General features: G+C 60.2%; 20 protein-coding genes. 12 read left to right on the top strand and 8 right to left on the bottom strand.

The features are described from left to right. Positions 1-93 precede the first annotated feature (93 nt). On the top strand, positions 94-2,103 hold the full coding sequence (locus HB633_RS00410; protein WP_213776112.1) for an AI-2E family transporter: 2,010 nt from the start codon (positions 94-96) through the stop codon (positions 2,101-2,103). 7 nt (positions 2,104-2,110) lie between these two features. Here the strand turns inward: HB633_RS00410 and HB633_RS00405 are convergent, their stop codons facing one another. The 3 genes from HB633_RS00405 to HB633_RS00395 all read right to left on the bottom strand — a co-directional run bounded on the left by HB633_RS00405 (position 2,111) and on the right by HB633_RS00395 (position 4,682). Beyond that, positions 2,111-2,344, bottom strand: a complete 234-nt coding sequence (locus tag HB633_RS00405; RefSeq protein ID WP_056363127.1) for a hypothetical protein — start codon at positions 2,342-2,344, stop codon at positions 2,111-2,113. A gap of 56 nt (positions 2,345-2,400) precedes the next feature. Next, entirely contained in the window at positions 2,401-3,201 is an 801-nt protein-coding gene (locus HB633_RS00400; RefSeq protein WP_213776111.1) for a 3-hydroxybutyrate dehydrogenase, read from the bottom strand. A gap of 80 nt (positions 3,202-3,281) precedes the next feature. Further along, positions 3,282-4,682, bottom strand: a complete 1,401-nt coding sequence (locus HB633_RS00395) for a GntP family permease (RefSeq protein ID WP_213776110.1) — start codon at positions 4,680-4,682, stop codon at positions 3,282-3,284. A 291-nt stretch (positions 4,683-4,973) separates the two neighbouring features. Between HB633_RS00395 and HB633_RS00390 the strand changes: the two genes are divergently transcribed. From HB633_RS00390 to HB633_RS00375, 4 genes are all read left to right on the top strand, one after another. Beyond that, entirely contained in the window at positions 4,974-6,419 is a 1,446-nt protein-coding gene (locus tag HB633_RS00390) for a sigma 54-interacting transcriptional regulator (protein ID WP_213776109.1), read from the top strand. Between the two features lie 437 nt (positions 6,420-6,856). Then, positions 6,857-7,171 (top strand): hypothetical protein, encoded by a 315-nt coding sequence (locus HB633_RS00385; RefSeq protein WP_255580677.1) that lies wholly within the window; start codon positions 6,857-6,859, stop codon positions 7,169-7,171. A 528-nt stretch (positions 7,172-7,699) separates the two neighbouring features. Beyond that, positions 7,700-7,897 carry a hypothetical protein gene (locus tag HB633_RS00380; protein WP_213776108.1) on the top strand — a complete coding sequence of 66 codons (198 nt, stop codon included), beginning with the start codon at positions 7,700-7,702 and terminating at the stop codon, positions 7,895-7,897. Positions 7,898-8,020: 123 nt separating this feature from the next. After that, positions 8,021-9,244: a serine hydrolase domain-containing protein gene (locus HB633_RS00375; protein WP_213776107.1), complete on the top strand. Its 1,224-nt coding sequence runs from the start codon at positions 8,021-8,023 to the stop codon at positions 9,242-9,244. 3 nt (positions 9,245-9,247) lie between these two features. On the opposite strand, the gene HB633_RS00370 is transcribed toward HB633_RS00375, so the two are convergent. Continuing rightward, positions 9,248-9,814 (bottom strand): lipocalin family protein, encoded by a 567-nt coding sequence (locus HB633_RS00370; RefSeq protein WP_213776106.1) that lies wholly within the window; start codon positions 9,812-9,814, stop codon positions 9,248-9,250. Positions 9,815-10,460: 646 nt separating this feature from the next. Between HB633_RS00370 and HB633_RS00365 the strand changes: the two genes are divergently transcribed. Continuing rightward, on the top strand, positions 10,461-11,417 hold the full coding sequence (locus tag HB633_RS00365) for an AEC family transporter (RefSeq protein WP_213776105.1): 957 nt from the start codon (positions 10,461-10,463) through the stop codon (positions 11,415-11,417). 85 nt (positions 11,418-11,502) lie between these two features. On the opposite strand, the gene HB633_RS00360 is transcribed toward HB633_RS00365, so the two are convergent. After that, positions 11,503-11,766: a DUF4148 domain-containing protein gene (locus tag HB633_RS00360; protein ID WP_213776104.1), complete on the bottom strand. Its 264-nt coding sequence runs from the start codon at positions 11,764-11,766 to the stop codon at positions 11,503-11,505. Positions 11,767-12,529: 763 nt separating this feature from the next. Here HB633_RS00360 and HB633_RS00355 point away from each other — a divergent pair. After that, the gene (locus HB633_RS00355; RefSeq protein ID WP_213776103.1) at positions 12,530-13,084 is read left to right on the top strand and encodes an NADPH-dependent FMN reductase; all 555 of its coding nucleotides are present in this window, start codon (positions 12,530-12,532) and stop codon (positions 13,082-13,084) included. A gap of 50 nt (positions 13,085-13,134) precedes the next feature. On the opposite strand, the gene HB633_RS00350 is transcribed toward HB633_RS00355, so the two are convergent. The 3 genes from HB633_RS00350 to HB633_RS00340 form a co-directional block, all read right to left on the bottom strand. Beyond that, a complete protein-coding gene (locus tag HB633_RS00350; RefSeq protein WP_213776102.1) occupies positions 13,135-14,301 on the bottom strand; it encodes a hypothetical protein in 1,167 nt (388 codons plus the stop codon). A gap of 199 nt (positions 14,302-14,500) precedes the next feature. Further along, the gene (locus HB633_RS00345) at positions 14,501-16,753 is read right to left on the bottom strand and encodes a hybrid sensor histidine kinase/response regulator (protein WP_213776101.1); all 2,253 of its coding nucleotides are present in this window, start codon (positions 16,751-16,753) and stop codon (positions 14,501-14,503) included. Between the two features lie 174 nt (positions 16,754-16,927). Next, on the bottom strand, positions 16,928-17,629 hold the full coding sequence (locus tag HB633_RS00340) for a phosphatase PAP2 family protein (RefSeq protein WP_213776100.1): 702 nt from the start codon (positions 17,627-17,629) through the stop codon (positions 16,928-16,930). 399 nt (positions 17,630-18,028) lie between these two features. Here HB633_RS00340 and HB633_RS00335 point away from each other — a divergent pair, with 399 nt between their 5' ends. The 5 genes from HB633_RS00335 to HB633_RS00315 all read left to right on the top strand — a co-directional run bounded on the left by HB633_RS00335 (position 18,029) and on the right by HB633_RS00315 (position 23,652). Continuing rightward, complete coding sequence (locus HB633_RS00335; protein WP_255580676.1) at positions 18,029-18,739, top strand: response regulator transcription factor; 711 nt, start codon at positions 18,029-18,031, stop codon at positions 18,737-18,739. A 131-nt stretch (positions 18,740-18,870) separates the two neighbouring features. After that, entirely contained in the window at positions 18,871-19,716 is an 846-nt protein-coding gene (gene hpnD, locus HB633_RS00330; RefSeq protein WP_213776099.1) for a presqualene diphosphate synthase HpnD, read from the top strand. Continuing rightward, complete coding sequence (hpnE, locus tag HB633_RS00325) at positions 19,716-20,990, top strand: hydroxysqualene dehydroxylase HpnE (RefSeq protein WP_213776098.1); 1,275 nt, start codon at positions 19,716-19,718, stop codon at positions 20,988-20,990. The genes hpnD and hpnE overlap by 1 nt, the downstream gene beginning before the upstream one ends. Next, a complete protein-coding gene (gene shc / locus HB633_RS00320; protein ID WP_213776097.1) occupies positions 20,987-22,972 on the top strand; it encodes a squalene--hopene cyclase in 1,986 nt (661 codons plus the stop codon). Before hpnE ends, shc begins: the two co-directional genes overlap by 4 nt. A 26-nt stretch (positions 22,973-22,998) precedes the next feature. Continuing rightward, positions 22,999-23,652, top strand: a complete 654-nt coding sequence (locus HB633_RS00315) for a phosphorylase (protein WP_218626651.1) — start codon at positions 22,999-23,001, stop codon at positions 23,650-23,652. Positions 23,653-23,678: the final 26 nt, after the last annotated feature.

The following is a 23,678-nucleotide window of genomic DNA, read 5'->3' as shown; positions in this document are numbered from 1 at the left end:
CAAACCGACGCAACGCTCCGCTGGCAATCCTTGATCGATCGCTGGTGCGACCGCATCATGAACCCCGCTAAAGCCCCATACGAGAACGATGTCATGACACCAAATCCCGTCCCGCGCCGGCCCGCGTCGAAGGTTTTGCCGCCTGAGGCGCCGGGTATGCGGGCGCTGGTTTCAATCGTGACCGGCGTGGTGGTGATCTGCGCGTTGTACTTTGGGCGCGCGGTATTGATCCCGATCATCCTTGCCGTTTTGCTCAGCTTTCTGGTGGCGCCTTTCGTCGATTTATTGCGGCGCTTGAAACTCGGGCAAGTGCCATCGGTGATTCTGGCGGTGCTGGTTGCGTTGTCCGTGCTGACGGCGGTCGGGGCGTTGATCGGTGCGCAAGTGGCGCAACTCGCCGGCGATCTGCCGCGATACCAGGTTGCCGTCGAACGGAAAATCGATGCCGTGCAGGAAAAGACGGTCGGCCGTGCCGATGCGTTTTTGGGTAAGGCGGCCACCGCGCTGAAGCGAATCTCGCCGAACCGGCAGGAGGAAATCCGCAAGAGCCAGGAAAACCAGACGGCGTCTCCTATCGATGCACCCATGCCCGTCGAAGTCCATGAACCTTCACCGTCGCCGGTGGAGCTTGCGCAGCGGTTCTTGTCGCCGATCATCAGCCCGCTGGAAACCACGGGCATTGTTCTGGTGGTCGCGATTTTTATCCTGTTGCAGCGAGAAGATTTGCGTGACCGGCTGATCCGGCTGTTTGGATCGCGCGACCTGCACCGCGCAACAACCGCCATGGACGAAGCCGCGCGCCGCTTGTCGCGCTATTTTCTCGCGCAGCTCGGCATCAACATGGGCGTTGGCATCGTAGTCTCGATCGGGCTTGCGATCATCGGCGTGCCGGGCGCATTGCTGTTCGGCGTGCTGACCGGATTGTTGCGCTTCGTGCCGTATGTCGGAACGTGGATCGCAGCATTGCTCGCCGTTGTGTTCGCGGCGGCCGTAGGCCCCGGATGGTCGATGATGATCTGGACGATTGTCCTCTTCGGCGTCACCGATGTCGTCGCGGGTCAGATCGTCGAACCGATGCTTTACGGGCACAGCACGGGTCTTTCGCCGTTCGCCGTGATCGTCGCGGCGGTTTTCTGGAGCTGGATCTGGGGGCCGATCGGACTGGTTTTATCGACGCCGCTGACCTTGTGCCTCGTGATTCTCGGACGACACGTGGATCGGCTGGAATTTCTCGATGTGCTTTTCGGCGACCGTCCAGCCTTGACCCCGGCCGAGAATTTTTATCAGCGTTTGCTCGCCAACGATCCTGACGAAGCGCTTGTACAGGCCGAATCGCTTCTCAAGGAGCGCTCGCTCAGCGCGTATTACGACGAGGTCGCGCTCGAAGGCTTGCGGATCGCGCATCAGGACGTGCTGCGCGGCGTGGTGACGGCGGATCAGTTGAAGCGCATCAACGAATCGGCGATGGACATTATCGAAGGGCTGGAGGAAGTCGAGGATGTGGTGATGGCCACGCGTCCCGAGGAAGAACCGCCCGCGAGCCTGGAAATGTCGGATCGCGAGGCGGGCATCGTGCATGAAGCGCCGCCGCCTCACTTCGATGCCGCCAAGGAAGGGCATACCTCGTCGGTGCTGTGTATCGCAGGCCGTGGCGTGCTGGACGACCTGGCAGCGGCCATCGCCGTGCAACTTTTTCGCAAGCACGGATTGGGCGCCGATCTCGCGCCGTACGAGCGGTTCTCGCGCACGCGTTTCGACGAAGTGGACCTGACGGGGGTATCGCTGATCTGCGTGATTTCGTTCGATGCCGCCGAATCACCGCCCTATTTGCGCAATCTGTTGCGCCGTTTGCATCAACGGGCGGGGGCGGCGGATCTGATCGTGGGTCTGGTCGTGCCGGACAGCGCACTGGAGGGCGAGGCGGTGATCAGGAAGACATCGGCGGCGACGTCGTTCAAGGAACTGGTCGAGGCGTGCGTAGCCGCAGCGCGGCGCCAGTCCACCGATGGCGTCTCGTGGGAAGGCCTGAACCCCGAAGAACGCGAGCCCGCCGCGGATTCAGCGAAGGTGCCGGCAGCTGTTCCAGTGCTTCGGGGCGCCTAAATAGGGCTCAACGATTTCCGTCGAAGAGATCGTTCAGCATGGTGTCGAAGGCGCCTTGCGCTTCTTCGAGTTCCTGCAACGCGGCATCGAAAGTCTGCAATGCGATCTGGGACGGGCGCCCGTCACCGTTCGGCGGGAATTGACCTTGTAAAGCCGTGAACGCCGCCTGCACCTGGCGCGTGGCGTTCACGATGCGCTCCATCGCCTGCGCTTCTTCTGTTCGATTGTGTTCAGCAGTCATCGGAGTCTCCGTTCTGGGAACCCCGATATTACCAACTGACGTGACAGGCAGCACGCTTACTGAGAAGTCCAGCCGCCGTCGATCTGAAGCGCGGAACCGCGCATTTCATCGGCGGCTTCCGAGCACAGGAACACCGCCAGCTTGCCAATCTGTTCCGGCGTCACGAATTGCTCCGACGGCTGTTTCTCGCCGAGCAATTTCGAGCGCGCCGCGTCCGCTGAAATGTTTTCCTTCGCGGCGATATCGTCGATCTGCTTTTGCACCAGCGGCGTCAGCACGAAACCCGGGCAGATCGCGTTGACCGTCACACCGGTGCGCGCGTTTTCGAGCGCCGCCACCTTCGTCAAACCGACAATGCCGTGCTTCGCCGCCACATACGCCGATTTCCCCGCCGAGCCAACCAGCCCATGCGCCGACGCAATATTGATCACGCGGCCCCAGCCGTTATCGCGCATTTTCGGCAACGCGACGCGCATGGTGTGGAACGCCGACGTCAGGTTGATCGCGATGATCGCGTCCCACTTCTCGACCGGGAAGGTATCGATGGTCGCAACATGCTGGATGCCCGCGTTGTTCACGAGCACATCCACAGCGCCGAATTGCTCGATAGCGAACGCAATCATCGCTTCGATCTCGGTCGCCTTCGACATGTCCGCGCCGTGATGCACGGCCTTTACGCCATGCTTTTCGATCTGCGACTTGGCGTTCTGGATCACGGTGGCATCGCCGAAACCATTCAGCACGATATTCGCGCCGGCTTGCGCGAGCGCGTTGGCGATCCCGAGGCCAATACCGCTTGTCGATCCGGTGACGAGCGCGGTCTTGCCGGCGAGCGGAGTTGCTGCGGATGAAGTCATGAGGCGGGTCCTTGGAAAGGGATGGTCGATGGCAACAGCCAGATAGCCGTTGCCAAGTTTGCCAGATGTTGCGCCGGGGGTTAAACCAGCCCGGTCGTGTAGTACACGGCGATCACGAAAAACACCGCCAGCGTCTTGATGATCGTCACGGCGAAAATATCGCGATACGACTCGCGGTGTGTCAATCCCGTCACAGCGAGTAACGTGATCACCGCGCCGTTATGCGGCAACGTGTCCATGCCGCCGCTGGCCATGGCGACCACGCGATGCAGCACGTCGAGCGGAATATGCGCCGCTTCCGCACCCTTGATAAACGTATCCGACATCGCGGCGAGCGCAATGCTCATACCGCCCGATGCCGATCCGGTAATCCCGGCCAGCGAGCTCACGGAAACGGCCGCGTTCACCAGCGGATTCGGGATGCTTTTCAACGCATCGCTGACCACGATAAACCCTGGCAACGCTGCGATCACGCCACCGAAACCATATTCGGACGCAGTGTTCATCGCGGCGAGCAACGCACCGCCGACGGCCGCTTTCGTACCCACGGCAAAGCGTTCGCGCACGCGCCCGAACGCCGTCAACACGACCAGCAAAATACCGAGCAACAACGCGCCTTCTACGGCCCAGATCGCGACCACCGATTTGATCGGCGTGACGACGGCGGCATGAACGCCAGGCAACACGTCAGGCGCGACGGAATAACTCGCGCCATACCAGACGGGGATCAGCTTCGTCAGTGCGAAGTTCGCAACGCCGACAAGCACGAGCGGCGCAACCGCGAGCAGCGGATTGGGCAACTGCGCGTTTTCCACGCGATCCGGCTCATTGACAAGCGACGTGCCATAACCCTCGCCGGTCGCCATCACCGAGCGGCGGCGCCACTCCAGAAAAGTCAGCCCGACCACGATGATGAACAGCGAACCCACTGTGCCGAGGATCGGCGCGGCCCAGCCCGTGGTCTTGAAGAATGTCGTGGGGATGATGTTTTGGATCTGCGGCGTGCCGGGCAGGGAATCCATCGTGAACGAGAATGCGCCGAGCGCGATTGCGCCGGGCATCAAACGCTTCGGGATATTGCTTTGCCGATACATTTCAGCCGCAAACGGATACACCGCGAACACGACCACGAACAGCGATACGCCACCATAGGTGAGCAACGCGCACACTGCGACGATCACCGCATTCACGCGCGTCTTGCCGATGTATCGAATGGCGGCGGCCACGATCGATTCCGAAAATCCCGACAGTTCGACGACTTTGCCGAACACGGCGCCGAGCAGGAACACAGGGAAATACAGCTTCACGAAACCGACCATCTTCTCCATGAAGATGCCCGAAAACACCGGTGCAACGGCGGCGGGTTCGGTCAGCAGGACGGCGGCGAGGGCGGCGAGCGGCGCCACCAGGATCACGCTGTATCCGCGATACGCGGCCAGCATGAGAAACGCCAGCGCGGCGAGGACGATGATGAACGACATTGAGTCTCCGTTACTTGTTGTATTGCCCGGCGCGCCGTTGACGGTCCGGGAAGGGCGCGCCATTAATGCAGCATCTGTGCCAAACGCCGCTGATCAAGGCTTTCCGGGAATAATTGGCGTTCGAAACGGCGCATAGATGAGAAAAATCCATGAATCGAGACGAAAAGCTACGGAAAGGTTTTCGAAATTCGTGCAGGAAATCAGCCGAACGGTCGGTAGTGTAATGCCTTGCTGAGTTTCCACGTTTCGAGATACCCTGTCTCGATATCGAGAAACCCCCACGAGACACCGATGCTCAACGACTGGACGCACGTCCCCGTCGACTACAGCGACGTTTTGCGCCGCGCGATGGATTCGCTTTTCAAGACCTTCGAGAATTTCAGCGAAGGCACGTTTATCGTCGATAAAGATGCGCGCGTGGTCTGGATCAACAAGCGCTACGCGGCGCGTTTCGGGTTTGCGGACCCCGAAGACGCCATCGGCCGCGATTGCGAAGCCGTGATCCCGAACAGCCTGATGCGCGAGGTCGTGACGACCGGAAAACCAATCCTGCTCGATTTGCTGGAGACGGATCGCGAACCGCTGGTCGTCACGCGCCTGCCGCTGAAGGACGATTTCGACGAAACGGTCGGCGCGATCGGCTTTGCGCTTTTCGATGAAATGAAGGCGCTTACGCCCCTGTTTTCGCATTATTCGCGCGTGCAGCAGGAGTTGATCGCGACGCGGCAATCGCTCGCCCAGGCGCGGCGCGCTAAATATACGTTCGCGAGTTTTGTCGGCACGAGCACAGCGAGCCTCGATGTCAAACGTCAGGCCCGGCGCGCCGCGCAGGTCGATTCGCCCGTGTTGCTGTCGGGCGAGACGGGCACCGGCAAGGAATTGCTCGCGCACGCCATTCATGGCGCGTCGGCGCGTTCGGCGCGGCCGCTGGTATCGGTGAACGTTGCGGCTATCCCCGATACCCTGCTCGAAGTCGAGTTTTTCGGCGCGGCGGCGGGCGCGTACACGGGCGCGGACCGGAAAGGGCGCGTGGGCAAATTCGAACTCGCCGATGGCGGCACGTTGTTCCTCGATGAAATCGGCGACATGCCGCTCGCACTGCAGGGCAAATTGCTGCGCGTGTTGCAGGAGAAGGAGTTCGAGCCGCTCGGATCGAACCGCATCGTGCGGGCGGATGTGCGGATTATCGCGGCGACGTCGGCGGATTTGCCGGCGCTCGTGGCGAGCGGCCGGTTTCGCGCGGATCTTTTTTATCGGCTGAACGTGTTGGCGATTCATGCGCCGCCGCTGCGTCAGCGCGTGGGGGATATCGAGGCGCTCGTGTACGCGATGCTCGAAGAACTTTCCGCCGATGCCCGCCCGCGTCACGCCGGCCAGTTCGTTCTTCACGACGATGCGCTGCGCCTCTTGTGCGCGTATTCATGGCCCGGCAACGTGCGCGAATTGCGCAACGCGCTGGAGCGGGCGGTGATGTTGTCGGACAGCGAGCATATCGATGCCCGCGCGCTGGGGTCGTTCATGGGCGCGGAAAGTGTCGCGCCGGAGCCGGAACCGCCGAGGGCATCGCCCGAAGACGAGGTCGTGCCGTACGCGGAGGCCATGGCATCGTTTGAAAAGCAGTTTCTCGCCGATGCTTTGCATGCAAGCGGCGGCAGGGTAGCCGAGGCGGCGCAGCGGATCGGCATTGGTCGGGCGACGATGTACAAGAAGATCGTGGCGTTGGGGATTGCGGTCTGAGAGCGGATTTTTCGAGCTAAAAGATCCGCCATGGGATTCGCCATGGGGTCGCTATCTATTTGGAATATAATGGTTTTTCGGAATTCTTAACGTCTGTAAGATCCGCCACCAAATCCGCCAGCCCAGCACTCATGACGCTCACCGAATCCACGTATCCGTACTATGCGGTCCATCAGATGCATCCAATGCTGCCTTCGACAGGGCCCGTTTCAAGGGAATGACGGGGCTTACAAGTCGAACCGCGGATCGTGCTTTGGCTGATCTATTCAAGCTGGGGATCGTCAGTTCGCAGACACCGAAAGGACCTATCGAGCTTGCTTTGCCGCTCAAATTGTTCCGCTACCTTTTTCCACGCCTGTGGCCCGAAGCCGAAGTCGATACGGCGCGCCATTCTTGACCGTCGAGTGCAAGCCTTGAAGGCAAGCCGAAACCGCCGCATGGCATACTCCCGGTATCAGAAAAACAGCGATAACAAGGGGTATCGGATGAAGCTTTCCAGCGTATTTGCCGCGCGTTCTTTGGCGCTCGTGCCGCTTTTGGCGGCCCTTTCGGCATTGTCCGCATGCAGCAGCGCGCCGCCGCTGTTTTCATCCGATGGCCGCCCGACCTCCATGATCAATTGTCCGGCGAGCGGCGGGTGGAGCAATTGCCAGGAAAATGCGCGCGCGATGTGTGCGGGCAGCTACGATGTCCTCGATCAAAGCACCGACAACGGCCAGAACGGATTGCTGATCGCGTGTCGCGCAAAGTAAAGAACTACGTTCAATCTTTAATCCGTCCGTGTTGAAGTGCTGGCGGATTAAAGCATCGCATGCCTCGACGCATTCAATTACGACCAGTAGATAAATCGACGCAAATCAAATCGCGCAAACGATTCAACTGCGTCATCTTCTCATTACTTGTCAGCCGCATGCAGTAATCAGGCGTTTCTTTCAACGCGTTAAAATAGGGGAATGATATAAGCCGATACCGCCATTATTTCCGTTTCACTCGATTTCGTTTAACAAATTATTAAGTCCTCAAGAATATTTTTCCGATCTAAACACCCTGATCGTTTCAATACTGTTCTCTGCCGGACGCTGGCCGTACACGTGGCTCATTAATTTGAGTTATGCTCTCTAAGTACTTTGACGGCCAGCGTCGTTCGGGCAACACGGCGCCACAGCCCATTCGCATTGATCCAGCATCTCGATACCTGGCGTGGACCGGTTATTCGTTCCAATCGCCAAACCGATCTCGTTCCAAAAAAAGTAAAAACAACGCATTCAATGGAGTCGTGAATGAATCACCGGCAGATAGAGACAGATATTCTTCATCTTGAGCGCGTCATCGGCAGAATTTCCCCTGAAGACCGTATTCCTTTGTCTTACTGGCGTAATCGAATTGATTCGGTCGCTTCAGGCGATCTGGTTCCCGCACAGCAAAGCCGCATGCAGCGAATCCATGAACGGCTTACGCAACTAGAAGCATCGAACTGATTATCCCGGCATTCATTTCCGCACGAGTCGGGCGATTGCGCAATTCACGGTAAGTGTTCCTTGGCGTCAGCCATTTGAACGTGTTTAAATAAACCGCCTTAACAGCGATTTGAAGGAATCCGGATGTCCGCCGCAGGATTCAGCGCCGCGCGCCTAGAACGCAGCCGAAGTGCAATGCAGGATTTTGTCGATAAAGACGATGTCGCGGGTTGCGTATCGCTCGTCTGGCGGCACGGTGAGACTGCCCAGGTCGATGCGCTCGGTTACCGCGACCGTGAAACGCGTGAACCCATGACGCGCGACACATTGTTTCGAATTGCGTCCATGACGAAGCCCGTGACCAGCGTCGCCGCGCTCATGCTTGTGGAAGACGGAATGATCGCGCTGGACGACCCGGTTTCGCGATGGTTGCCTGAACTTGCCAAACCGCAGGTTCTCGTCGACCCGAACGCGTCGCTCGATCGAACCGAGCCTGCGCGAGCACCAATCATGGTGCTCGACCTGCTGACGCATCGCGCCGGGTTTGCGTACCATTTCACCGCATTTGGCGCACTCGCCGATGCCTATAGCGAAGTATTCAACGGCATAGATGCAACGGTCGATTCAAGCGTGTGGCTCGAACGCGTCGCCGGATTGCCGCTCATGTTTCAGCCCGGCATGCGCTGGCATTACGGCATTTCAACCGATGTCCTCGGTTCATTGATCGAACGCGTGAGTGGGGTGCCGCTCGAAACGTTCTTCCGGACGCGCATCTTCGATCCGCTGGGCATGACGGACACGAGTTTTGTGGTGCCGCCCGGGAAACTCGACCGGCTTTCGGTTTCTTACGCCATTGATCCATCGACACAACAACATGTTGTCGAAGACCACCCCGCAACCAGCCGCTTTGCCAAACCCGAACGTTTTCAAAGCGGCGGTGGAGGACTGGTATCAACGGCCGATGACTATCTGAAGTTTGCGCGCATGTTGCTCGGACGCGGCCGTCTTCAAGGCGATGCCACCGAGCGCGCGAGCGGGCCGCGTTTGCTGTCGCATCGTTCGGTCGACCTGATGCGTACGAATTTTCTGTCGCGCGAACAACGGCGCATTCCCGCGTTCGGGCAGATCGTGTGGGCGGGACAGGGGTTCGGGCTGGGCCTGGCGATAGTCGATGATCCTTCCCAACAACGCATGCTGAGTTATCGGTCTAAGGGTTCGTTCGGCTGGCCAGGCGCGTTGGGTACAAACTGGTTCGCCGATCCCGTGGAAGACATGATCGGCATCTTGTTGATCCAGCGGCGCGGATTGGTGCCGTTTCCGATGGCCTCGGTCTTCGAGCGCCATCTTTATGACGCTATCGATGATTGACGTTCAGTGCAGCGTTTCGCGCAAGAGCGTGACGTCGTAACCCAGCTTGCGCGCACGATCGATCAACGCCGTTCGCATCTGCGCCGATGGCTTCGCTTCACGCGTGAGTATCCATAGATATCGTCCGCTCGGTTCACCGACGATCGACCACGTGTAGTCGTCGGCGTGATCGAGCACCCAGTAGTCGCCCACATAGAACGGTCCAAAGAACGAGACCTTCAGCTTGGCGTTGTTTGAATCCGCAACGATCTTCGCCTTGCCGTCGACCGATTTCGGCGTGCCGTTCACGCTGCCCTTGCGGCAAGAATTGATCACCGATATCAACCCGTCTTCGCGCTTGGCGTAGTTCGCAGTCACTGCTTCGCAACCGCGTTCGAAGCGGTTTTCATAGCGCGCGAATTCGTACCATTGCCCGAGGTATCGATCGAGGTCCACGGCCTTCGCGGGTTCGGGCACTTCGTCGTTGCCGCTATTGCTGCTCCCCGCCGACGCGCAAGCCGCCAGCACGCCAAGTCCGCCGATCACCAGCAAAGCAGCGGCGCCGATGGTGACGGATCGTTTGAAAGTCATGTATGTCCTTGTTGTGTTAATTCAGTGGCGTGGGGCTGTCAGCAAGCTTCGTTCCGTTGGTTGGCCAGTTAAATCAGGTCCCGCATAAGCTCACCTTTAACGTAGGAATTCATGGGTAAAGAGTAGCTGAGAAGCCTGTTAGCAAAGGTATCGATGTGTATCAACTGTTTTAACAATAGCCTGCAAACCATTGATCACGAACGGTTTAGTTGCGTACTGTCAGTGTTGAGTTACAGCTTGCAAGAGAGTCTTCATGTGGTTTCTCATCACCACTCATCGAGGTCCCGTATTGCCTCACCTATAGATATCTAGCACCACACCACCGCGCGGGTGCGATGTTGAATCCAACGTACTGATCGACCGTGTGAAAGAAAACCAGCGCTGAGGGAACGGCACCGCATGATCCCGGAAACCCTTATGGATAAAGGCTTTCAAGCCGATACCTAAGCCATTCGATGAACTCGGCATCAAGCCCATATCTAGTTAGCGATACTTGCAATCAACCTTAGCGTGAGCTTTTACATGAGCGGGAAGCTCACCTCCGCGTAACTCCCGAAATCGCTCACCTTTGGATTTTTTGACGCGCAGCGCCAACGCGCATCTACGGCTATGCTTGGCGCCCTGTTCAATCAGTCGCACTCTGCTCATGCCGTCGTTGGTCTCCTCGCTCTTTACGCCGCTTCTCACCATCATCCTTCCTGTGTTCGGTCTTATCTTCGCCGGCTATGCATGCCGCAAGATGAATCGGCTGGGGCCGAATGCATCGTCGGAACTCAATCGCTTTGTCGTGTATCTCGCGTTACCCGCGCTGCTCTTCGACATCATGGCGACCACGTCGTGGCGTTCGCTTGATCAACCTGCGTTCATTGCCGCGTTTGGAATTGCAGCGGGCGCGATTTTCCTGCTGACCTTGCTGGTGAGCCTGAAGCGATCAAACCATCTCGCCGATGCGAGCCTTGATGCGCTCAACGCCGCTTACCCGAATGCGGGCTTTATCGGCTTGCCTTTGTGTGCGCTCGCATTTGGTCACGCGAGCCTCGCGCCCGCAGTGATCGCGTTGATCCTGACCGTATGTGTGCTGTTCGCGGTGGCGATCGTGTTGATTGAACTCGGCTTGCAGACCGAGAAGAATTTCGGCGCGACGATCTTCAAGGTGATCAAGTCGCTCGTGACCAACCCGTTGTTGTTCGCGCCGTTCGCCGGGTGGTTGTGCAGCGGTGCGGGTCTCACCATATCGGGCGGCGCCGATACCTTCCTCAAGCTGCTGGGTGCGGCGGCAAGTCCATGTGCGCTGGTCGCACTTGGATTGTTCCTCGGCGAGAAGTCGAAGGGAGGCGCTCTCGGGACGACATCCATGCTCGTCTTCGCCAAACTGATCGCGCAGCCATTGCTTACCTGGTGGCTGGCGTTTCATGTGTTCGCGCTGCCCGTCTTGTGGGCGAACACCGCCGTCATCCTCAGCGCGTTGCCGACTGGAACGGGGCCCTTCATGTTGGCGGAGTTTTACAGGCGCGAAGCGGGTGTCACGTCGAGCACTATCTTGTTCTCTACGCTGATATCGCTCGTAACGGTGACGTTATGTCTTGCTGCCATCACTCGATGACACCCATAAAAAAAGCCCGGTGATTGACTACCGGGCAAGCCTCATCGGAGCGAGGTGTGAGAAGACGATGTTGAGAACGAATGGCTTATTGCGTACTGATACGCGCGCTGTTCGCTTGAACCACTGGAGCTGTACGCAATGCATCCCGCGCCGTTGCCGTTTGGTATGGCAGCAATTGCGGATAACTTTCCGAATGAATCGCATCGAGCTCACCGCTATTTCTTGCCGCGATGAGTTCGGCCTTCACCTCGGCGCGCGTTCTCGGCGCGACGTTCGATGATTGAGCAAAAGCACTGGCCGACGAAGCCAGCGCGACGACAAGCAAACTGCCGATAAGCGCGCGTTTCATGTGAACCTCTGATTTGTAAGACGGCGCGTTTCACGCCATCGATATGAATTAGTGTATTCACTTAACTATCGGCAACCAATGTCGATTGAGAAAACATATTGTTGTGGTTATCGCATGAATGTGAATTTGTGTGTGCCCATTGCACGGGGCTGGGGCGCTCATCCTTGCGGGTTCCGTAAAAACCATTTCTCGTCTTCGATCTTTTTCCGGAGGCGCTTCGTCTTTATCCTCGATTCACCGGTTCAGCCCGAGCGCTGGATCATCTTTTAGTCAATCGAGGTCTCACCATGAAGCGCGTTCTTTCCATCTTTGCCGCCGTTGTTCTGTTTGCCGCCGCCGGCGCGGCCAGCGCGGCCGATTCTTCGGGCTCGCAACCCACTACGTGCCAAGGCCCGGCATCACAATGCAACGTGTTTTTCGGTCATTGAGCACAGGTTGGTATTGCTCAAGCGTTCTTCCGCCAAACCATTGGCGGTTTAGTGCGAATTATTAAACGTCCACAAAGTTGTCCACAGAATCTGTGGACAACTTTGTGGAAATCATCTCAAAAAGAACGTGAAAGGGGCATGTCAGGCGGCTTCCGCTTAATTTGCTCAATGCGATGCCAAAGTGCACGCGAATTACGCTTTCTTAAATCCTGCTGTCTCCCCGCCCACTCCGGTTCATTCCGTAATAGCCGTATCGTCATTTCCGCGCCTATGATGTTTGCGAGGCGCGTTGCCGTCGTTCCATCCCTCATTCAACTCAGTCAGAAGGAATATCCATGGCCTACAAGATTGCGGTTGTCGTTGGCAGCATCCGGCGCGATTCATTCAACAAGCAACTCGCGCACGCGTTGATATCCCTGGCGCCGCAGGATTTCTCATTCGAGTTTCTCGATATCGCCAGCCTGCCGCTTTATAGCCAGGACTACGATGCCGATTTTCCGGAAGCGGCGCGGACCCTGAAGCAAAAGATTTCGGAGGCGGACGGCTTGCTGTTTGTCACGCCCGAGTACAACCGGTCGATTCCCGGCGTGCTGAAAAATGCGCTCGACTGGGGATCGCGGCCGTGGGGGCAAAGCGCATGGGCGAACAAGCCGGGCGCGGTAATCGGGACGTCGGTAGGCGCGATCGGGACGGCGCTTGCTCAGGCGCATCTGCGTAACGTGCTGGCATATCTCGACGTGCCGCTGATGGGCCAGCCGGAAATGTTCATCAAGCACGACGAGAGCCGTATCGATGCAAGCGGCAAGATCGTGAACGACGATACCCGCAAGTTCTTGCAGGCTTTCGTCGATAAATACGTGGCGTGGGTCAAGCGGATTTCGACGGTTTGATAAAAAACGGCCCGCAAAAGCGGGCCGTCGATTTTTCAGCAACCGAGAAATTACGTGTGGTGATGTCCCGTCACGCGATCCCAGCCGTGACGCACCGCGAGCTTGAAGCGTTCCCACGTGTCTTCACCACGCGGATTGCGGCTTTGCCAGTCGCGCTGCAACTCGGTTTCCATCGAATCGTCCCAGCTGCGGCCGCGGTAACGCTCGTCGTTGCCTAAGCCCGCGCCGTATCGGTAAGCGTCTTCGTATTCCTCGTAGCGCGCGCCCGTCGCGGCATAGCGCGATTCATAGTCGGTACGGAAGTCGTCTTCGTATTCCATGTACTCGTCGGGCATGGAGTTGCGGGATAACGGCAGATCCGGGCGAAGCGGATCGGAAGTCGACTGGCTCAGCGATCCCGCGACCGGCGTGCCCACGTTGCCGTGATGCGCCGATGTTTCGGTCTCATCGAGCGGATCAAGCGGCGTCACAGGGCGCCAACCTTGCGTGGTCTCCTCTTTAGCCGGCCAGACCGAGCCGCTGGTCATTGGATCTCCACCGGTTGCGCGATAAGTCGAATCGCTGCTGCCCGCGAACGGATCGCGTGCAACTGGGCTGATCGGATCGAGCGAATCCACCGCAGCCGGTTCACTCAGGTCATCACGCCGATACGCGCGGGCGCGTGTGTCGCTTCGAGCCGTGCCGAGCGGATCAGCCGCCGGATTGACCGGCGCACGTCCCGGGACAGCACTGCCCGAACCCAGGCCGAGTTCATCCAGAAGGGAATGATCGCGGTCATCTGCGGCCGGGACCGTTCCAAAGGCCGTACCCGGATGATTGAGCGCGCCCCAGCTTGCGGCCCGTTCATCGATATCGATCGCGCCTTGTTCCGCGAGCGTCTGCCGGGCTGCATCGGCGCGTGCTTCCGATGGTGTGTCCACTGCCACCAGGATTCCGCCGCGCCGCACGGCTTCCGAGTAATGCGCGACTTCGGGCGGTTGGTCGCGGCCGCCGAACAGCATCGAAAAGAAGCGTTCGATATTCGCCAGCACGCCGCCCGTTTCCGGCGGCTGCACAGCGCCGGTCGTCGGGTCGAAGGCGGGGTCCGCCGGCGACGATGGTTCCGGCGCAGCCTGCAGTTCGATGTCGGCGCGGGCAAAGCCCGACGCCACGAGCGCGCTGCGCGCGACTTCGGCCTGGTCGTAAGTGTCGAAGATACCGATAACTGTGTGTCGCATGGCTGCCTCCCTGGGTGGCCTTGGAGTAAGTTGCGACGCGATGTTCGTATTCGCCGCAAGTCCAGGTGAGAATCGCAACTCCCGTGCCGGGTCGCGCGGCGCGCGCAGCAAGGCGACGCAGGATATGGCAAATCCCGCCATGCCCATTAAAAGCGCGGAGGTTTTTACAAAGACCTGCGAGAAAAGTTTAAGCGCGGCGTTAGTGCGGCGCTTCGCCGTGTTCGGCGCGCGCCGTCAGGTCTTCGCGGATAGCCTGCAGGAGGGAGTCGAGCAGGCCGATATCGAATGGCTTCGACAACACGCGTGCATCCACGTGCCGCGCGCGGTCCAGCTCTTCCGCGTAGCCCGTGACGAGGATCACGGGCACGCGCGGCCTCCAGGTTTGCAGGATCTCGGCCAGATCGATGCCGTTCAGCTTGCCCGGCATATGGATATCGGAGAGCACGACGTCGAACGGAATGGCGCCGCCCGCGGCCGGGTCCAGACGGGCGGTATCGAGCATGGCGATCGCGCCGTCGGCGTTGAAGATGTGCGTGACCTGATGGTTCATCATCGATAACAACGCTTCCGTGCCTGCCGCCACTTCTTCGTTGTCTTCAACAAGCAGTACGCGCAGGCCTGCCGAGTCGCCTGGCGTGGCGGCGTCATGTGGAACGTCGGGAGTTTGCGCCGCCGACGCACTCGCCCGGGGCAAATAAAGCCGCACGGACGTACCCGCGCCCACGGCGCTGTCGATGGTCGCCACGCCTCCCGCGCGCTCGCAGAACGCGAACACTTGTGGCAGCCCGAGACCCGTGCCCATGCCCTTCGACTTGGTGGTGAAGAGCGGCTCGAACGCGCGGCCGAGGATTTCGGGACTCATGCCGTCGCCGGTATCTTCGAGCGTCATCTGAACGAACTCGCCGACGATCGGAAAGCCGTCCTCGTGGCGAAACTGGACGTTGTCCGCCCGGACCGAGAACGTGCCGCCATTGGGCATGGCGTCGCGGGCGTTGACGGCGACGTTGATGAGCGCAAGTTCGAGTTCGGCGGCATCGACGCGGATCGGCCAGACGTCCGTATCCGATTCCAGATTCATCGCGACCTTCGCCCCAAGCGATGCCTTCAGCAATTCACGGCACGCCGGCAGCCATTTGCCGATCGAGATGGTTTCATTGCGCAGCGGCTGCTTGCGCGCTACGCCGAGTAACTGGCGCGTGAGCGACTGGCCGCTTTTGAGCGCACGTTCCATGGCAGACAATTCGCGATCGAGCCCTGGCGCGCCGCGCCTGCGCGCGATCTGCACATTAGTGGAAAGGATCATCAGCAGATTGTTGAAATCGTGCGCGACGCTGCCAACCAGATTGCCGAGCGCCTCCATCTTGCGCGCCTGCCGGTAAGCCGATTCGATGGAACGGCGCATCGACGCTTCCGCCTGCCAGCGCTCCCATGCGTCTTCTTCGTTGGCAAGCCGGCGCAGCGACAGCCAGATCACGCCCCACAAGACGATGCAAGGCGCGAACAGCGAAAGCATCAGCACGCTGACGTGCTTGTACCAGCCGGCCCAGATCGTTGCGATCGGATATCCGCTCGATACGAACACCGGGTAGCTTCCGACGCGCCGGAAGGCGACCACTTTCATCTGGTTATCGAGTCCGGAACGCATGCGAACGACGCCCGCATGGCGATCCGACAGATACGCTTCGCGCAGCGGCGAACTCGCCGCGAGTTCCATGCGGTTTGCCGGACGCACCGGATACCAGGCGAGCACGGCGCCGTCTTCGCGTGTCAGGCCAAGCGAGACGCTGGTGTTATCGCCGAGCAGTTCGCGATAGAAACCCGCGAAATAGCTCGGGCGCAGTGCAATGGACACGATCCCGGCAAAACGGCCGTCCGGCGTCTTGCGCGGAACCGCGGTGTTGAAAACGGTCTCGCCCACGACCTTGCCCTGCATCACGCTCGAGACGTTCTCCACTGCCGGATGATCGCGCACGGCAATGAAGTCCTCGCGCGTGGCTATCGATATATCCGGCGCCGGGAAGACGCGGCTCGTGGCGATCAACCGTCCATCCGCGCCAATGATGCTCACCGATGCAACCTGCGGATAACCGCCGCCCATTGCCTTCAGTTTCTCGTGGATGGACGCCTCGTCGCGGCGCAGCGTGCCGTCGTCCACGCCGTCGATCAGGTCGATGACCCGGGCATTGAGCGTCTGGTTCATGTCGAAGACTTTCAGCGCGTGCTCTTCCGCGACGTGGGCGTTGCGCTCGGCGACTTCGGCGGCATCGGCTTCGCGCGCCTTCAGGTCGCTCCACGACATGGCGGCTACGTACAGGCAGGGCAGGACGATTGCGGCGATCAGCAAGACGCGCAACGTGGCGCGCTGAGCAGCGAAGTTGCGCTCGGGCACGACCGGGAACGGCGGCTCGTCTTGCCAGTGGTCAGCGCCCGATTCCTCGCGATGCGGCGTCATGGGTCGTTTTCAGTTGAGTCCGGGTATAAGGCCGCGCGGGATGCGCGCGCGTCAGAAGGCGCGCGCATAAATCATGCCTTTGGTCCGATGTTGGCGCCTGACGGGATTCTATTTGAATGGTCGGCTTTTTTGCGAGAAATGCGGCGGCGGGGAATGGATATGCAGGCGCTTGCTTTAATTCGCGTGCAATTTGAGAAGATGTTGCGCAATTTGGCGAACCTCGTCGAACTGGCTCACGAGTTCGAAGCAGACCACAAAGGCAAAAGCGCCGGACGGACCCGGGTATCGGTCGAATAGCCTCAATACCGGCTGCGATATGGCCGGGCGGATACGATCCCGCGTCATCAACCAGGTAATTGCGATTCCAAGCACGGCACCGGCGATGATATCGGTCGGATAATGCAAACCGAGATACACACGCGGCAAACAAATAAAAACGGCCGTATAGGCGATGGCCGCAATGCCGGCGCGTTTCCAGACAACAAAAATGCCCATTGCAACGGCCATCCAGATCATTGCGTGATCGCTCGGGAATGAACTCCACGTTCTTAATACCTCGTCGGCTTTGGCGCCGGCCGGAATGGCGAAATGCGACTCGGGATTGAAGCGCGGCCGCAAACGAAAGGGAAGAAAATACGCGAGGCCGCGGCCAAGGACCAGCGCGACCAGCCCGGATGCAAAAGTTGCAATAACGACTTCGCGTCGCCACGGCTTATGGTTATCGCGGCTGAACCAGATCCACCAAAGCGCGCCAATCAGAATTAGTCCCTTTGCCATATAAAGCCCGGCCAAGGCTCCGATAGCGTAATTAATCGTGAGAGACGTGGACGAATGTCGAGCAATAAGAGCAACAATTGACGCGTCGAAACCGTTCATCTTGGAGTTCTCTCTTATCAGGTCGGGCCATCTAATCGAGCATTCCCCTGTATGCGGCTTATGAATATGCGTCGCCAAAGCGGTGACATTTTGTTTTCACATTTATGCCACAAAAATGTCATATACAAATAGTTCAAGGCCGCCTTAAGGGCGGCCTCAACAGACAAGCGTTATCTGCGCAGCAATCTCACCTATTCAAAACCGATGGCGGATTCCCAGCGCACAACGGTTTGCGCATCGCCGAAAGCCGCTACTGGGCCGTTCGGACGCGCGCCGGCGCGATGTCTCAAGGAAGCATCCGAGGCACGTGGAAAACGGTTGATGGGGCGCTGGCTTGCCGCGTAATCAGCGGCTGGCGATTCGCGAGCGATCCGCGAGACCGTCGATCGAAACTTGCAGTTGTCCTTGCGAACACGGCTCGATCCGCGCGATAACGCCGAACACCTGATCAAGCCTTGCCGGCGTCACGACTTCAGCAGGCGTACCGAAACCGGAGATGCGACCGCCGTGAAGGAGCATGGCTTTATCGCAGGAACGAAGGGCCGACGCGTGCTCGGTCTCGAAATGGGCGCCGACGATTACCTTCTCAAACCGTTCGATCCGCGTGAGCTTGTCGCCAAGATCAAGGTGATCCTGCGTCGCGCGCGCAGCATGCCGAACGCGCGGCCGGCGGATTCCATCGCGAGCATCGGGTTTGCCGGGTGGCAGCTCGATACACGCATGAAGCAAATGCTTTCGCCCGAGGGCGTGATCATCACGCTCGGCGGCTCTGATTACCGGACGCTGCGGACGCTGCTCGATCACCCGAACCGGCCGCTTTCGCGCGAATATCTGCTCGATGAAGTGTTCGGCAAGAACCATACGCCGTTGCACCGGGCTATCGATGTCTGTATCAGCCGTTTGCGCCAGCATCTGAAGGACACCGCCCGCGACGCGACGCTGATCCGCACGGTGCGCAACGAGGGTTATATGCTGACGGCGGGACGTTTCGTACGAAGGTTGAAGCGGATTTCCGGTGCGCCGAAGTCGCCCAGGGGCAATCGGCCACAAACATTGATATACTTTTCGCCGCTTCTGGCGTCGTTTGAGCGTGATTCTTATAGCGTTTGAAGGCCGCAAGAAGCCGGTTTGCGCCGGATTTGCACGAACGTGCGCTTCGCCGTGGTAATGCGGCTGAGCAGTTCACGCACGGCGCCCGATCTAACACTACTGCCCTTGGGGGCGCCACAGCGGAGTTCGTCTTGGCCGTTTCCAACCTTATCGCCGATGAACCTGCGCCCGACGCCGCCAAAGCGTCCTCGGGCAGTTCGTTCTATCTCGCCATGCGCATCTTGCCGGCTGCGCAGCGCGACGCGATGTACCAGGTCTACGCGTTTTGCCGCGCGGTGGACGACATAGCCGACGACGGCACCATGCCGCGCCACGAACGCGCTGCCGCGCTCGAACAATGGCGCGCGGATATCGACGACTGCTACGCCGGCAAGCCGCGCCAGTCGCTGGCCGCGCTCACGCGGCATATCCACGCGTTCCATCTTTCGCGCGATGACTTCATCGCCGTGATCGACGGCATGGCAATGGATTCCGAAGACATTGTCGCGCCCGACGAAGCCACGCTCGACCTCTATTGCGATCGCGTGGCGAGCGCGGTGGGGCGTTTGTCGGTGAGGATATTCGGGATGCAGGAAGATGCCGGACGGCGTCTCGCGCATCATCTCGGGCGCGCGTTGCAGCTCACGAACATCCTGCGCGATATCGATGAAGACGCGGCTATCGGCCGGGTTTATCTGCCGCGCGAGCTGCTGTCGCGCGAAGGCATTTCCACCACTGATATTGCTTCCATTGTCGGCGACGCCCGCCTGCCGCGCGTGTGTTTGACCATCGCCGAGCGCGCCCGCAGCCATTACGCACAGTCCGACGCCATCATGGCGAATGCGCCGCGCGCGCAGGTCAAGGCGCCGCGCATCATGTCGGGCGCGTATCGCTGCGTGCTCGAGGCAAACCTGAAGCGTGGTTTCGATCTGCCGCGCAATCACGTCCGCACCCCACGTTCACGACTGCTGTGGATCGTGGCGCGCAACGTGTTCTGATGTCACGGACAGTTCATGTCATTGGCGCTGGATTATCCGGGCTTGCCGCCGCGGTCCAGTTGCAAAGGCGCGGCGCGCGCGTTGTCCTGCACGAAGCCGCGCCGCACGCGGGCGGCCGGTGCCGCTCGTACTTCGACATCAAGCTCAACGCCACGATCGACAACGGCAACCACCTGATCCTGTCCGGCAATCACGCCGCGCTCGGATTTGCCAAAGCCATCGGCGCCGCCGATGAACTCATCGGTCCGACGCAACCCGACTATCCGTTCATGGACCTGCGCAGCGGATCGCGCTGGACCTTGAAGATGTCGCCGGGACGTTTTCCTAGCTGGATCTTCGATTCCGCCACACGCGTTCCGGGCACCATGCCCGCGGATTATTTCGCGCTCGTACGGCTCTTTTTCGCCAACCCGGGCCGCACGATCCAGCAGACCTTGCGCGCGAACGGCCGGTTGTGGGACACAATGCTCGATCCGTTCTTGCTTGCGTTGCTCAACGTCGATCCGCGCGAAGGCAGCGCCGTGCTCGCCGGCAACGTGCTGAAAGAAACGGTGCTGCAAGGCGGCCAAGCATGCCGTCCGATGACAGCGCGCAATGGTCTGGGCCATGCGTTTATCGAACCGGCGCTGCGGCTTTTGCAATACGGCGGCGCGGAAATCCGGCTCGGGTCGCGGCTGAACGCTATCGGTTTCGCCGGTAGCGATTCGAAGACACGCGTGACATCGCTGGAATTTGAAGAAACGCGCGTGGATATCAGCGCCGGCGATGGCGTCGTGCTCGCCGTGCCCGCGCAAGCCGCGCAGGAACTCGTGCCCGGTTTGATCGGGCCGAGCGAATTCCGCGCGATCATCAATGCGCATTTCGCGATCGATCCGCCGCTCGCGTTCGAGTCCATGACCGGTCTGCTCAATGGCACGGCCGACTGGCTCTTCGCCTTCGATGACCGTCTGTCCGTGACCATTCACGACGCAGACCGTTTTATCGATACCCCCCGCGAAACCCTTGCCCACACGCTGTGGCAAGAAGTGGCGAAAGCCGCGCGCTTGCCGGTCGAACGCATGCCGACCTGGCAGATCGTCACTGAAAAACGCGCGACGTTCGCCGCGCTGCCGAGCCAGGAAAATCTCCGGCCGGCAACCCGCACCCGCTGGCCGAATCTCATGCTGGCGGGCGACTGGACGGCCACCGGGCTGCCTGCAACTATAGAAGGCTCGATCCGCTCCGGCCAGAAGGCCGCGGACCTCCTCATGAATCCCCCGATGGAAAGCAGATGAACGATTTTGTCCAGCCACCCGATGCCTCAACCGCGCCAGTCAACGCGGCGGCGTTGGAGGCATCGGTATCCCGCGCGGCCGACGCGCTGCTCGCCGATCAACATCCCGAAGGCTATTGGCTCTACGAACTCGAAGCCGACGCCACCATCCCCGCCGAATACGTGCTGCTCGTGCATTACCTCGGCGAGACGCCCAAGCCCGAACTCGAAGCAAAGATCGGTCGGTACCTGCGCCGCATCCAGCGCGAGGACGGCGGCTGGCCCTTGTTCACCGACGGCGCCATGGACGTCAGCGCCACCGTCAAGGCGTACTTCGCGCTGAAGATGATCGGCGACTTGCCCGAAGCCGAGCATATGCAGCGCGCGCGCCGGGCGATCATCGCGGCTGGCGGCGCGGAGAAAGCGAACGTGTTCACGCGCATCTTGCTGGCGCTGTTCGGCGTGATCTCGTGGCGCGCCGTGCCCATGATGCCCGTCGAAATCACGCTTTTGCCCGAGTGGTTTCCGTTCCATTTGTCGAAGGTGTCTTACTGGGCGCGCACGGTCATCGTGCCCTTGCTCGTGCTCAACGCAAAGCGGCCGAAGGCGCGCAATCCGAAGGGCGTGCGCATCGACGAGCTTTTCTTCGATGCCCCCGTCAACACCGGCATGGCCGCGCGTGCGCCGCACCAGCATCAGGGCTGGTTCGTGTTGTTCCGCTGCGTGGATGCCGTGCTGCGCACCGTTGATCCGCTGTTCCCGCGTCACACACGCCAGCGCGCGATTGAAGCGGCCGTGCGTTTCGTCGATGAACGCCTGAACGGCGAAGACGGCCTCGGCGCGATTTTCCCCGCCATGGCCAACTCGGTGATGATGTACGACGTGCTCGGTTATCCCGAAGATCATCCGAACCGGGCGATCGCGCGCAAGTCGATTGAAAAGCTTTTGATCATCGATGAAGCGCCCAATGGCGAGGCGTATTGCCAGCCGTGTTTGTCGCCGGTATGGGACACGTCGCTGGTTGCGCACGCGTTGCTCGAAGCCGATACACCGAAGGCGCGCGCGGCGGTATCGCGTGGACTGGACTGGCTCGTGCCGCTGCAGATTCTCGATGTACGCGGCGACTGGATCTCACGCCGGCCGAATATCCGGCCCGGTGGCTGGGCGTTCCAGTTCGCAAACCCGCATTATCCGGACGTCGATGACACCGCCGTTGTCGCCATGGCGATGGAACGCGCCGACCGCGAAAACGGCACCGCGTTGTATGGCGAGGCGATTTCGCGCGGGCGGGAATGGGTCGTCGGCATGCAGAGCAGCGACGGCGGATGGGGCGCGTTCGAGCCCGAAAACACCCAGTATTACCTCAACAACATCCCATTTTCGGATCACGGCGCGTTGCTCGATCCGCCTACGGTGGATGTGTCGGGACGGTGTTTATCGATGCTCGCGCAGCTTGGCGAATTGCCCGCGACGAGCGAGCCGGCGAAGCGCTCGCTGGACTACATCCTGCGCGATCAGGAACGCGATGGAAGCTGGTACGGACGCTGGGGCCTGAACTACATCTACGGAACGTGGACGGCGCTGTGCGCGCTGAACGCGGCGGGATTGCCGCTGACCGATTCGCGAGTGCAGCGCGCCGCGCAATGGCTCATCAGCATTCAAAACGCCGATGGAGGTTGGGGCGAGGGCGGCGAAAGCTACAAGCTGGATTATCGCGGGTACGAGGCGGCGCCGAGCACGGCGTCGCAGACATCGTGGGCGTTGCTTGGGTTGATGGCGGCGGGGTTTGTCGGACATCCGGCGGTGGCGAAGGGGATTCAGTATTTGATGGCCGCGCAGCGCGAACATGGGCTTTGGGATGAAACGCGATTCACCGCGACCGGCTTCCCGCGCGTGTTTTATCTGCGATACCACGGCTACAGAAAGTTCTTCCCGCTTTGGGCGCTGGCTCGCTACAGAAATATGCTGCGCGATGGCACCACGCGCGTGACGGCGGGAATGTGAGCTTGCCCGTCATCGCGGTAACCGGGATGGCGTTCGAAGCGCGCATTGCGCGCGGGCCCGGCGTTGAGGCGGTGTTTGCGGCGCGGGCGGATTTGCTTGAGCGTGCGTTAAGCGAAGCCTTGGCTCGGGGGTGTTCCGGCATCGTCAGCTTCGGGACGGCCGGCGGGCTTGCGCCGGACCTGGAGCCGGGGACGGTGATTATCGCGAGTGCGGTGACGGGGCCGCTTGGGGTTATCGATACGGATGCTGAGTGGTCTGCGCGGATGTTTGCGGCTTTTGCTGGAACGCCGGTCGAGGCGAAGGCGGTTCGAGGGACGATGGCGGGCGTTGCGGCGCCGTTGGCGGGGGTGCAGGAGAAAAGCTCGCTTTATCGATCGACGGGGGCGCTCGCGGTGGATATGGAATCGCATATCGCCGGGGCGATCGCCAAGGCAAGAGGGCTGCCGTTCGCAGTTTGTAGGGCGATTGTGGATCCGGCGTGGCGGAGCTTGCCGAAGGCGGCGACGGTGGGGCTCAGGGATGATGGGACTACGACGATCCTGCCGATTCTAAGGGAGCTTTTACGGGAGCCGAAGCAGCTTGGAGCGCTGTTGAAAATCGCCGGGGATGCGAGGGTGGCGAAGGGGGCGTTGGTGCAGGCGCGGCATGCGATGGGGATGGCGGGGGTGTTGGGGAAGTAGATCGTTGGTCGTTCGCTACTTCTACC

The organism is Caballeronia sp. dw_276, assembly GCF_018449635.1.
GTDB lineage: Bacteria > Pseudomonadota > Gammaproteobacteria > Burkholderiales > Burkholderiaceae > Caballeronia.
This window is presented reverse-complemented; position numbering and strand designations above follow the sequence as displayed.